The 13,306-nt window shown below is 36.5% G+C and carries 10 protein-coding genes; 6 read left to right on the top strand and 4 right to left on the bottom strand.

Annotation, left to right across the window (positions count from 1 at the left end; all coding sequences use genetic code 11):
* The first annotated feature begins 63 nt into the window (after positions 1–63).
* Positions 64–2,220, top strand: coding sequence for an ATP-dependent helicase (locus AN161_RS14330; protein ID WP_053595043.1), 2,157 nt, complete (start codon positions 64–66; stop codon positions 2,218–2,220).
* Between the two features lie 46 nt (positions 2,221–2,266).
* Here the strand turns inward: AN161_RS14330 and AN161_RS14325 are convergent, their stop codons facing one another.
* The 3 genes from AN161_RS14325 to AN161_RS29695 are packed head-to-tail and all read right to left on the bottom strand — an operon-like array spanning position 2,267 to position 6,018.
* Positions 2,267–4,261, bottom strand: coding sequence for an FAD-dependent oxidoreductase (locus tag AN161_RS14325; RefSeq protein ID WP_053595042.1), 1,995 nt, complete (start codon positions 4,259–4,261; stop codon positions 2,267–2,269).
* A 17-nt stretch (positions 4,262–4,278) separates the two neighbouring features.
* Positions 4,279–5,877 carry a sodium:solute symporter family protein gene (locus AN161_RS14320; protein WP_053595041.1) on the bottom strand — a complete coding sequence of 533 codons (1,599 nt, stop codon included), beginning with the start codon at positions 5,875–5,877 and terminating at the stop codon, positions 4,279–4,281.
* A gap of 3 nt (positions 5,878–5,880) precedes the next feature.
* Positions 5,881–6,018, bottom strand: coding sequence for a hypothetical protein (locus tag AN161_RS29695; protein WP_158003031.1), 138 nt, complete (start codon positions 6,016–6,018; stop codon positions 5,881–5,883).
* A 167-nt stretch (positions 6,019–6,185) separates the two neighbouring features.
* Here AN161_RS29695 and AN161_RS14315 point away from each other — a divergent pair, with 167 nt between their 5' ends.
* Positions 6,186–6,749, top strand: coding sequence for a cupin domain-containing protein (locus AN161_RS14315; protein WP_053595040.1), 564 nt, complete (start codon positions 6,186–6,188; stop codon positions 6,747–6,749).
* 661 nt (positions 6,750–7,410) lie between these two features.
* Here AN161_RS14315 and AN161_RS14310 read toward each other — a convergent pair.
* Positions 7,411–8,763 (bottom strand): sigma 54-interacting transcriptional regulator, encoded by a 1,353-nt coding sequence (locus tag AN161_RS14310; protein ID WP_053595039.1) that lies wholly within the window; start codon positions 8,761–8,763, stop codon positions 7,411–7,413.
* A gap of 307 nt (positions 8,764–9,070) precedes the next feature.
* Here AN161_RS14310 and AN161_RS14305 point away from each other — a divergent pair, with 307 nt between their 5' ends.
* The 4 genes from AN161_RS14305 (at position 9,071) to AN161_RS14290 (ending at position 13,294) form a co-directional block, all read left to right on the top strand.
* The gene (locus AN161_RS14305; protein WP_053595038.1) at positions 9,071–10,090 is read left to right on the top strand and encodes an NAD(P)/FAD-dependent oxidoreductase; all 1,020 of its coding nucleotides are present in this window, start codon (positions 9,071–9,073) and stop codon (positions 10,088–10,090) included.
* A 23-nt stretch (positions 10,091–10,113) separates the two neighbouring features.
* Entirely contained in the window at positions 10,114–10,350 is a 237-nt protein-coding gene (locus AN161_RS14300; protein WP_053595037.1) for a ferredoxin, read from the top strand.
* 158 nt (positions 10,351–10,508) lie between these two features.
* Positions 10,509–11,552 carry an aromatic ring-hydroxylating dioxygenase subunit alpha gene (locus tag AN161_RS14295; protein WP_053595036.1) on the top strand — a complete coding sequence of 348 codons (1,044 nt, stop codon included), beginning with the start codon at positions 10,509–10,511 and terminating at the stop codon, positions 11,550–11,552.
* Positions 11,553–11,821: 269 nt separating this feature from the next.
* A complete protein-coding gene (locus AN161_RS14290; protein ID WP_053595035.1) occupies positions 11,822–13,294 on the top strand; it encodes an aldehyde dehydrogenase family protein in 1,473 nt (490 codons plus the stop codon).
* Positions 13,295–13,306: the final 12 nt, after the last annotated feature.

The following is a 13,306-nucleotide window of genomic DNA, read 5'->3' as shown; positions in this document are numbered from 1 at the left end:
CTCGGATGAATCCTCATCATTTGGTATAATAAAGAATAGATTTTTTGGAACGGAGCGATTGATATGAATGGAGCGCAAAAAGCGTTTTTTGAGGAAAAGGAGCGTTCACTTGGCGTTCGTCTAAATGATGTGCAGACGCAGGCGGTGTTGCAAACGAATGGTCCGCTATTACTATTGGCATCTCCCGGTTCAGGAAAAACGACGACGATTATTATGCGTATCGGCTATATGATTGAGGCGCTTGGTGTTAATCCTTCTCGCATAAAGGCTGTCACGTTTAGTAAGGCATCAGCCGGTGATATGAAGTCACGTTTTGCAAAGTTTTTCCCGCATTTGCCACCGGTTGATTTTTCGACGATTCATAGTTTAGCATTTCAAGTTGTGCGGCAGACACTTGAACGTCAGGGCATTTCGTACGGCATCATTGAAGAATCGGACAAGCCTGGTGTTGTTTCAAAAAAACGAGTGCTTCGCGAGATTTTTGAACAATTAAATGGTTCAAAAATTACCGAAGATCAGTTAGACGAGCTACTGACGTACATAACGTTTATCAAAAATAAAATGCTACCAGAACAGGAATGGGCAATTGCAGAAGTAAAGGTGCCAAGAAAAGTCGAGATTTTACAGCGTTATGAGGAATATAAACGCACAGGTAGTGACCGTTTGTTAATTGATTTTGACGATATGCTATTAATGGCGAATGATATTTTCACGAAAAATCGAGAGGTGTTGGCGCAATACCAACGCCGCTACGATTATTATTTAACAGATGAAAGTCAGGATACATCGCCCGTTCAACATGCGATCATCGCGAAGCTCGTCGCAGTCCATCAAAATTTATGCGTCGTTGCAGATGAGGATCAGGCCATTTATAGCTGGCGCGGTGCAGAGCCAGATTATTTGTTGAATTTCCGAAAGATATATCCGGAGGCGCATGTTTTACTTATGACGCAAAACTATCGTTCATCTGCAACGATTGTAGAGCCAGCCAATATATTCATTCAGCGAAATAAAAAACGTTATAACAAACAAATGTTTACGGAAAATCCTGCAGCAGAGCCAATCTCGTTTAAAATCCTAGAGAATTACAATTTACAGGCCAAATATTTAGTGGACCAGTTGAAAAATCTGTCTAAGCGCGGCTCAACGGCTATTTTATATCGAAATAACACGTCAGCCATTCCGCTTATGGACGCGTTTGACAGAGCAGGTTTGCCTTTCTATATGAAAGATTCCACGATTCGCTTTTTCACGCATTGGGTCGTGGAGGATATTAAGAACTTCATGCGTTTAGCGTACAATACAAAAAATATCACGGTATTTGAAAAAGTTTACAGAAAAATGAATGCTTATATTACACCAACGCAATTGAAGGCGCTACAGAAAGTGCCGGATGATGGCTGTGTATTCACACAGTTGTTAGAGCACGTTGAGTTAAAGGATTATCAGCCTGAATATATTAAGCGGATTCGCAAAACGTATGATAGCATTCAATTTGATAAAACGACGCCAACAGCTATGCTAGAGCATATCCGTTATGACTTTGGTTATGAGCGTACCTTAAAGAAAATGAGTGAGAAACTCGGTTTTAATTATGAAAATTTATTAGATATTGTGAATGTACTTGGTTTAATTGCTCGTCATACGCCGACGATGACCGAATTTGCGGGTCGTTTGAAGCAGCTTGAAAATTTAGCACGTTCGTCTCATATAAAAAATGAATTGAATGCAATTACACTGACAACATTGCACAGTTCAAAAGGCTTGGAATTTGACCGTGTGTATTTGATTGACTTGATTGAGGGAATTTTACCTAGTGAGGCAGAAGAAGAAATCGAGGAAGAAACGCGACTCTTTTATGTCGGTATCACGCGTGCGATTAGCCATTTGGAATTAATTTCGTATAGTAAGCGCTTTAAAACAAGTGTGGTGCCATCGATTTTCATGAAGGCGTTAAAACAAATTGTTTCACCGCAGGAATTGCCAAAGAAAACGCCGGAAAGTCCGAGGAAAGCACTGAAGCAATACAGTAATGAGCGGACGATTACAACCGAGTCAGCGTTAATCGTTGGCTCAAAAGTAAAGCATGTGATTTTTGGAGAAGGGGAGATATTAGCCGTTACGAGTAGCACGATTGAAATGTCATTTGCTACGAGGATTAAGAAATTTTTGACGGATACATGTTTACAGCAAGGCTATTTAGAAACGATGGAAGATTAAATGAAGCGTATTCGGGATTTTTTCGAATACGCTTTTAAGGTTTAAACTATATATTTAAATTCAAAGAATTAGTAATTTGTTCTTCAATTTGAGTAACAGTTGTTAAACCTTCCAACGTTGCTTCTTCAATCGTTCTTGGTGCGAGACAATCACCAATTTGAGCTACATAAGGAGCCATGTTCTTTATTGTCTCAAACAGTTCTGTATTCGGTATTCTTCCAACAGCTAAAATAACATGATCAGCATTTATTAATCTTTTCTCATGTGTAAATAGATTACGCATGTGAATTCCATCTTTCGAGATTCCACCAAAATCGTGATGTGTAATCATTTCGATATTTGCCGCGTATAAATGCTTCATGTATTCATTTCGTAAATACTGATGTACATCTTCTGCAATATATAAACGCGCAGTAACAAGTGTTACTTGACAACCTTTTTCTGCTAAATAAAGAGTTGCCTCTAGCCCAGCCCAATCTCCTTTAAAATCAAATACTATTGCCTTTTCGTTCTTTTTAAAAATGTTTTTCTTAAATAAATCATCAATTAATATCACTCTCTCATCCATTACTCCCTCAACATTAGGAATATAAGGTCGTGAACCAACTGCACAAATAATTGCATCCGCCTTAAATTCTTCAATTTCCTTTGGAGATAACTTTGTATTAAGCTTTAGTTGAATATTAGTCAATGCCAGTTGGCGTGAATAATTATCGAGCATCGCTGAAGCCATTTCATTTCGTTGTGGTGCATGTAGCATCAAATTTAGTGACCCACCAATACGATCCGATTGATCCACCACTGTTACATCATAACCCATAGTATCCGCAGTAATGGCTGCTTCAAGTCCACCAGGTCCAGCACCAATAATTAGTACTTTTCTAGAAGGGTTATTTTGCTGAAGAACGCGCTCAAAGAATACTTCGTTACCTACTTGTGGATTTTGAACACAACCAATTGGTAAATCTTTATGATAATGCCCAATGCATGCTTGTAGACAACCAATGCAAGCATTTATCATTTGATGTTCACCATTTTTTGCTTTATTTGGCATATTAGGATCGACAATAGTAGCACGTGTCATTCCAACCATATCCGCTCGACCACTACTAATAATTTTTTCACCTTGAATCGGGTCGACAATTCGTGAACCAACGAATACAGGAACTGCTGCTTCTAGACGTATTTTAAAGCTATCAGGGGCCAAATATGCCTGTTTCATCGGAGCCGGCGGAACAATGTGAGTAGAACCTGCATAAGTACTGGAATCGCCAGCAGTAATATTAATAAAATCAACACGAACTTTATCCGTCAAATACTCTGCAATTTTGATGGAGTCTTTAATAGTTAATCCATCCATTGTCATCTCATCAGAACTCATTCGAATTCCTACAGTAAAATCTTCGTCAACTTCTTGCCATATTGCTTGTATTGTTTCTACTATAAAACGCATACGATTTTCAAAGCTTCCACCATATTCATCGTTGCGTTTATTGGTTTGTTCACTCCAAAATTGTGCAGGCAAATACCCATGGGAACAACAAACCTCAACACCGTGTAGTCCGCCATCCTTTGCATTGCGCGCTGACTTAGCAAAACCTGTAATCACCTCTTGAATTTCTGAGAATGACATTGGCCGTGGCATTGTGCCAAAACGCAAACTTGGGATAGAAGAGGGTGCAAGTGCAGCAGATCGATAATTACTGGACACAATTTCACGTCCTCCGTGAAAAAGTTGTGCAAAAACTTTCGTATCATATGGAGAAACTTTCTCTATCAACTTACGATAGATTTCTTTAATACTAGGATCAAAAGCAGCAATTGTATGTGTTGTTAAAAGACCAGACGAATGCACTGCACCAGCTTCTAAAATAATCAGACCAAGACCGCCTCTTGCACGAGTAACATGATAAGCAATTAAATCATCTGTAGGAATACCGTCCAGTACGTGATTTGTTTGATGTGCTGTTGATAAAATACGATTTTTGATTATCGTATTTCCAATTTCAACAGGTGTAAATAAATATTTAAATTCCGACATAGCAAATCCTCCTTCTTTTAAGCATGTGAGATAGGCCAATAATAGAAAACAAATGTGATAATTACGACAACGATTCCACTTATGATTAAATAAGTAGGGTATCGTTTTGTAATTGCCATTTCTTGTTTCTCGTTTTCTTCCATTGGTTGTTGATGAAGCATTCGTTGATATGAAACTTCTTCCTCAGTAATAACACCAAATTTAGAAACTACATACAGAGTAATAGAGCTAAGGATAAATCCTATAATTACTGGATGGAGGTAAATAGGTAACTTAATTAATATACCGATCGCTTCTCCAGCAATTACTCCTAAAAATCCTGCAATAATACTCCAGAAAGCACCAAGACTTGTTACAGTTTTTGAAAATACACTTGAAAAAGCAACAGGTCCCCATGATGCTGCAAAAAGAGTTGCTGCAAAATAGCCAATCCACATGACAGAAGGAGGTTGCCATACACCAATTATTAGAACGCTAACCGTCACAATAATCATTGAAATTCGACTAAAACTCAGTAGTTTCTGATCACTATATTTCTTCTTACTGAATGGTTGAATGATATCATTAGCGATACTACTACCGATAAGTTGTAAAAATGTTGCACATGATGAAAGAGCTGCTGCCATAATGCCGCTTACAATGATAACTCCAAGCCAAGAAGGGACAAGATGCATTGCTGCCCAAATGAATACTTTTTCCGTAGGGTAAATAGATGAATTCACATTGTTGATCATCGCCATACTAGAATGTAAGAATATATAAATCGTAAAAATCGAAATAGTTGCCCAAACACCTGATCGAATGGCTACATGCTCATTTTTTGCCATTAAGTATCGACTGCTTTGCCATGGACTAATCGCTACTACAGAACCCCATACAAGTCCCATTATAACTGCCCATATTAATACATCTGTTGGCGATCCCATATAGGCACCTGATCCGGTAACACCGTGCCAGCTAAAGATATTGGGTTTTTCTACATTATTAGCAGCTTTCATAATAGCATCAGGGAAACCGCCAGTAGCTTTGATGATGAATGGAAAAGACACATAAGCTGCTAACGAGAAAAGAAAGAACATGATCGTGTCATTAACCATTACACCTTTTGCACCTGACATTACCGTAAAGGAGGCGAAGACAATACACATAATCACAATTGCTATGGCATAAGGGATATTGAATATTTCGGACAATAGAAGAGATGAACCTTGAGTTACTGCCACTAAGTATGCAGCAATTCCAATAACTGTTGTAATCGCAGCAATTAAGCGAACTTTTCTTGAATTAAAGCGATTCCCGAAGTATTCAGGAACAGTAAGAGATTTACTTCTTCTTAAATAACGTCCAAATAGAAAAACTCCAAATATATAACCACTTGCATTAAAAATTACTAGAATTAATAATGGAATCGGATAACCTTCATAAGAAAACCCGGCTTCCCCCATAAAAGATACAGTACTTAAAAAAGATGCCACTAACGTCCCTGTAACCATTAACGTTGATCCACTTCGACCAGATATATAAAAGTCTTCCGTATTTTTGACGTTTTTTGATAGTATTGCACCAATAGCAATATATAAAATAAACGATACAATGATCCCTACGATAAATACCATCGACTACACCGCCTTATCAACTTTTTTAGGTATAGTTGGTTGAGAAGCTTGCTGTTCCATTTTTTTTAAATAACCCCTTGTAATAAAGCCCAAAACAATTAGTGAACTCCCATAAGCAATTGTAAAAATAAATTCTCCCATTATAACCCCTCCTTTAGATAATAAATAAACCCCTTAGATATGAAAAAGTGAAATAACCATTCTTTCCAATTCGTGGTATACTTTAAGTATCACTTAAAAAAATATAAAAATTTAAGCGTCACTTAAAATATATAGTATTCTGAAAATTCAGTCAAGGAGGTTTTTTTATGAATAACCAATCATTAGGAGAGAATATTAGAAGAATTCGTAAGGAAAAACACTATACCATTGAAATAATCGCAGAGAAAACTGGATTAACAGCAAGCTTTATCAGCCAATTTGAGCGTGGTTTGACGGATGGCTCAGTTGCAACTATAAAAAAAATAGCAGATGCTTTAGATCTACCTGTTTCTGCACTATTTAGTGACAATGAAGTGGATCCACATATAATTGAGGATGTCTCGATCGTTCGTAAAGATAGACGAAAAAAAATGCCATATCCAGATGGAAAGTTAACGGACTACATGCTGACAACAGGAGAGGGAAAATTACAGGTTCTTTTATGTGAAGTAGAGCCGGGAGGATGCAGTGGTTCTCAGTATAATCATGCAGGTGATGAGGAATGTATTATAATTTTAGAAGGGCAGATGGAAATTACCGTAGATACAAATACTTATATCTTAAATATTGGAGATACAATTAATTTTCCAAGTCATAAACCCCATGCTTGGCGCAATATTGGAAAAGAAACTTTGAAGGTAATATGGATAATCACGCCTACTGGTTTCTAGGAAGGCAGACGATATAAACACCACTACCAATATTTTTCACTCAATCTACAAATAATTAAATAAAAACCAATTAAATATGATGTTGCACATTTAAAGTTCAACATCTTTGCGCAGTATAACTTCATGGATTAATGCAGAGCAAGTTACTTTAAGAAATGTGTTTTCGGTAGCTGTAGAACATACCTTCTTAACGGGAGGGATAATATGCTAAAAAACTTCCTGAGGTTGAACTAATTGAAACTAATTTGGAGCTAAATGTATCAGATAGAAAAGAAGAAGGGTTTGGTTCTACAGGTATAAAATGATTAGTTAGTTGGGATAGTTGCTAAAGAAGTTGTGGACAACCTTAGATTTTTATAATAATAAGATAAATTTAATTGTAGAAATATTTCATACACTTCTTTCAATACTAAAAGGGGGGAGTCCCATTCTATACCCCAATTAAACTAAATAATATTATTTGAACCCTTGTCCCCATAGAAAAAACACCTCCAGATTGAGTATTTCAGGTTTAAATACCTGCTATTCAATGAAAGGTGTTTTTATTTGTCTCATATAATTAGGTCAGTGCGGTACGCTTTTGTAAGTGATCGAGTTTTTTATTGAATAGATATGACGAGCATCGTAAAGCTAAATATATTGTTTCTGATTTGACTTGCTATCAATTTTCATCACAATATTTCCTTATTAGTTTCGATGCTTGTGTTTGACTAATTTGTAAATCACTTGCCACTCTTCTAGAACTGCCATACTTTTCATATGATTTTTTCACCATTTTTTCTTTCACAAAATCGATCGCTTCTCCCAACGTAGCAGGTGAATCTTGATGCACTTGTTCGATTTGACGGTACATTAACTCTGGTAAGTCCTCCACATCAATGACGTCATCGCTTATAATGACTAATCTTTCCATGACATTTTCGAGTTGTCGAATATTTCCTGGCCAAGAGTACTCCGTAAACAACTTTAAGCATTTTTCTGAAATAACTTTATTCGTTTCGTACATGACATTAAATTTATACAAAAATTTATACGTTAACGGAATGATATCCTCTTTTCTCTCTCTAAGTAATGGCAATTGAATATCGATCACATTTAAACGATAAAACAAATCTTCGCGGAACTGTTTTTTTTCTACCATTTCAATAAGCTTTTGATTCGTTGCTGCGATAATACGAACATTCACTTTTTTCTCTTTAGCACTACCAATCGGAATGAATATCTTATCTTGAATTACTCGAAGTAATTTTGCTTGAAGGGGTAAAGACAACTCTCCTATCTCATCTAAAAATAATGTGCCTTCTTCCGCTGATTCAATTAATCCGATTTTACCGCCTTTATTTGCACCCGTGAAAGATCCAGCACTATACCCAAATAATTCGGCTTCTAACAAATCTGCTGGAATCGCTGCACAATTAATGGTTAAGAATGGATGAGATTTACGATTGCTAGCATTATGAATATGCTGCGCAAGCACTCCCTTCCCAGTTCCTGATTCCCCTTGTATTAAGATCGTCGATTCGGTTTTTGCAACTCTCTGTGCTAATAGAAGCAATTTCTTTACCTTTTTATTATTTGTCATCATCGCCGATTCGATTACATTGGGTTCTCGAATAGGATCCATCTTATTTTGCTGCGTCAATTTTAGCATTTTATAGTTTTGCAATTCTCGGGCTGTCGTCACAATTAATTTAATTTCATTATCCTTATTTATTATAGGTATAGCAGATGTTAGCAATTCAGCACCTAAGATAGTAGTTTGTTTTATGAAGATGGGTCTTTTCTTTTCATATACTTCAGGAAGTACAGACGGTGTCCAATACCCCTCGTTAAATAATTCATCGCTAAATCTTCCGATTACATCAGACTTCTTCAATCCGTAATGCCGCTCACATGCATTATTCACAAAAATAATTCGTCTATTTTCATCAAGAACAAAGATCTCATCCGACGAATAATCTAAAATTTGGAGCAATGCCTCCATTTCAAGATCAGTAGATAAACTAGCGAACATTTAAAAACCTCCCCCTCATTAAAATTGAGTCTAATAAAATTCAAATTGAGTCAATTTAAGTTCGTTCAATCATCAAGAGTTCAAGCATTTTGATAACGAAACTAGCTAATCATCAAGCTTACTTAAAAGTGGCATGAAAATTGCTTTATAAGTTTATGAATCGTTCATCAAGGACTTTTAAGTGAAGAGAGGATGTTGTTGTGAATGAATAAATGATGTGCCTAAGTTTACTCTATAGGATATAGGAAGTAATGTAAATGTCTGATATTTATAATTACTCTAATTGTAAAAAACGGAGGTTTTTTTAATGAATGGATATTCCAAAATATATGATATTACAATAATTGGTGGAGGTCCCATTGGTTTATTCACCGCATTTTATGCTGGAATGCGACAAGCCTCCATCAATATTATTGAAAGTTTACCGCAACTTGGCGGACAGTTATCGGCACTTTATCCGGAAAAGTTTATTTATGATGTAGCAGGATTTCCTAAAGTAAGTGCGCAAAACCTTGTGAATAACCTCATCGAACAGATGAATCAGTTTAAAGTGGATCATTGTCTTGGCCAAACAGTCCAAACGATTTATAGACGCGAAGATGGTGTTTTTGAACTTACGACAAATGAACAAACGCATTACTCAAAAACGATTATTATTACTGCTGGAAATGGTGCGTTCCAACCAAAAACGATTAAGTTGGAAAATGAAGAAACTTTCGTTGGAAAGAACTTGCATTATTTCGTTGACACGATTGAGAAATTTTCTAATAAAGAAGTTGTAATATTCGGCGGCGGTGACTCTGCTGTTGATTGGGCGCTTATGTTAGAACCAATTGCAAAAAAAGTAACATTAGTTCATAGAAGAGATTCGTTTAAGGCACATGAGTATAGTGTTGATCTGTTAAAAAAATCACGTGTGGAAATCCTAACACCATATGTCGCAACAAAATTAATCGGAGACGTACAAATAGAGAAAGTCATCATTCAAAACAACAAAAGTGAAGAAACAATTGAATTAACGGTAGATGATGTTCTTGTAAACTACGGTTTCGTTTCTTCGCTAGGTCCGATAAAAAACTGGGGCTTGGAGATCAAAAAAAATTCAATCGTTGTAAACTCGAAGATGGAAACAAATATTGAAGGGATCTACGCAGTAGGGGATATTTGTACGTACGAAGGAAAAGTAAAGCTAATTGTTACAGGATTTGGAGAGGTGCCGATTGCAGTCAATGAGGCGAAAATGTACGTTGATCCACAAGCTAAAAAACAAACACTTCATAGCACAAGCCTGATGGAGACAACATTTAAAGAGAAAGTAACAAACTAAAAATCATATGAGGAGGAAAAGATATGACAGTATATACGATGGTGGACCGCGAAACATGTATAGCATGCGGCGCATGTTCTGAAAACGCTCCTCATTTATTTGACCATGATGAAGAAGGTCTTTCCTTTTCATTACTTGATCTAAATGCTGGTAATACCGAGATCCACGAAGATTTTATAGAGGAATTAGAAATTGCAGTAGAGGAATGTCCAACAAATTCGATTAAAATCGCGACCGAACCGTTTACTATAAAAAAATAAGACGTAATTTGAGTTAGGAAAAACTCACTTTCCCCATTTCTAAGCGTGAAAAAAACTTCTCTACCTTGATGCCATCGTCTTTTCGAAGTTGGTACAATAATTGCGATATAGAGCTATAGATATCAAAATGCATTTTTTATAGGGAGGATGAAAGAACAATGACAATCACTACGTTTAGCAACAAAGCAAATGCGACTTTGTCTTACAAAAACTATGTGGAACAACAATACTTTGATGAAGAAAAAGAAAATATCTTTTCTAAAAAGTGGGTCTTCGTTGGCCATATGAGTCAATTAGAAAAAGTAGGCGATTTTTTCACTTTCGAAATTGCTGGAGAATCCATTATTGTTAGCAAAAACAACGATGGAAAAGTAAATGCCTTTTATAACATTTGCCCACACCGCGGTACACGTGTTGAAAAAAGCGCTTCCGGAAACAAAAAAGTATTTCTCTGTTCATACCATGGTTGGTCTTTCAAACTAGACGGAAAAGTAAATCGTGCACCAAATTTTGATAAAGATAGTTTAGGTGACCACAATTGCATGACATCTGTTAAGCTAGAAATTTACCAATCTCTCATTTTTGTAAACTTAGATCCAAACGCTAAATCGTTTCAATCCGAATATAGCGATCTAGTTGAAAGTCTTGATCAATATAAGTTTATAAATACTTTGAAGAGAATCCGAACGACTGAAAGGGTGATTGAAGCAAATTGGAAAGCAGTCGTTGACAATTATTTAGAGTGTGATCATTGTAAATTAGCGCACCCTGCATTTGCCAAAACATTTGATTTGGAAAATTACAATATCGACACGTTTAACACATACACTTGTCAATATTCTGAAATGAAACAAGGAGAAGAAGCAGATCCAGCATTTTTCTATTGGGTATGGCCTAACTTAATGATTAGCATTTATCCTGGTGAAGAAGGAAACATAACGACAAGCCAAATACTACCTATCTCACCAAACCAATCTTTGGCAATTTACAGCTACTATTTTAGTTCCGAGAAAATTACGGATAAACAAGAAGAACTTATTAAATTTGTCGATCAAGTTCGTAAAGAAGACTTTGATCTCGTTGAATTATTACAATCTGGGCTTCATACAAAGGCTTTTGATAATGGGATTTATTCACCAACTGAGCATGGCATAAAGCATTTTCACAAGCAGTACAAGGAAGCAATGGGCATTCCTGAATAATAATTTAAACTTGCTAATAAAAAGGAAAGTACATTTAAAAAAATGTTATAAATAACAGACTCTTTTAATCATTCCTAAATAATTGTAAAGAGAAAATGTAATGTAACAGGAGAAAACACATAGATGTGAGTATAAAAAACTCACTTGAATTCTTATCAAGTTATAAACAAAACGTTGAAGTTATGCAGTTTTTATGAATTATGCAATACCTGCATGCTTTTGTACTAATAAACATAAATAATTTTATAAACAGTTAGGGAGGAAAGCAGATGACGGAACAATTAAAGCTTTATATAAATGGAGAATGGATTGATTCAAGTAATCCTCAACTATTTGATGTAATTAATCCTGCAAATCAAGAAGTGATTGCTAAAGCCCCGAAAGCAACTAAAGAAGAGGTTGAACAAGCGATTAAAATTGCGAAAGCAACTTTTGAAAGTGGCGTTTGGTCTTCAAAAAATCCACAAGAAAGAGCTGCGATATTACTACAAATTGCTGACAAAATGGAAGAACATGCAGCTGAAATTGCTCAGTTAGAAACACAAAATAACGGAAAAGTGTTAAGGGAAGCAGAGGGTGATGTTGCCGACTCAATTAGCGCTTTTCGTTATTATGCAGGCCTTATTCAAAATCAAGCAGGTGTAATATATGAAGCAATGGAAGGTTTACAAACGATGATTGTGAAAGAACCAATGGGAGTAGCGGGGTTAATAGTTCCATGGAACTATCCATTGTTAATGGCGGTTTGGAAAGTAGCTCCAGCACTTGCGGCAGGAAACTCAATTATATTAAAGCCGGCTGAAATTACACCGATAACAGCTGTCAAACTGTTTCAGTTAATCGATGAAACAGATTTACCGAAAGGTGTTGCGCAATTAATTCTGGGTGGTGGAACCGTCGTTGGCCAGACGATTGCTGAAAGTGACGATGTGGATGTTGTCTCCTTTACAGGAAGCACAGGAGTTGGGCGTAGTATCATGCATGCGGCGACAGGAAACTTGAAGAAAGTATCATTAGAACTTGGCGGGAAATCCCCTAATATTATTTTTGATGATGCTGATTTCGAAACAGCTGTTGACTATGCTTTATTTGGAATCTTTTATGGTAGTGGACAAGTGTGCTCATCTGGTAGTCGAGTGTTAGTGCAAAAGGGAATATACGATAAGTTTGTTGAAGAATACGTAAAACGCGCACAACAAATTAAAGTTGGCCCCGGACATGATGAAAGCTCAAAAGCGGGTGCAATAGTTAGCGAAAATCATATGAACAGCATTCTTGAATATATCCGTATCGGTCAAGAAGAAGGGGCTACATTGGCCTGCGGTGGTAATCGTATTGAGCGAGATGGGATGGAGAAAGGTTTCTTCATTGAACCAACGGTGTTTACCAATGTAACGAGCGATATGCGAATTGTTAAGGAAGAAATTTTCGGACCAGTTGTTGTGATTCAAAAGTTCAAAGATGAAGAAGAGGCTATTCGTCTCGCAAACGACTCTGATTATGGATTAGCTGGTGCGGTCTTTTCTACCGACAGTAATAAAGCATTACGTGTCATTCAAAAAGTTCGTTCAGGAATTACATGGGTGAATGCTTATCACCTCACAAACATTCAGGCACCATGGGGCGGCTACAAACATAGTGGAATAGGTCGTAGCATTGGCACATATGGACTGGATGAGTATCAAGAAACAAAACAAATTAATATGAATTTAAACCCACAACCACTCCATTGGTTTGAGTGATACAAAGACAAT

This window comes from Lysinibacillus sp. FJAT-14222, assembly GCF_001278875.1.
GTDB lineage: Bacteria > Bacillota > Bacilli > Bacillales_A > Planococcaceae > Lysinibacillus > Lysinibacillus agricola.
Note: the sequence above shows the minus strand (reverse complement) of the source record. Positions and strands in the feature narration are given on the sequence as shown.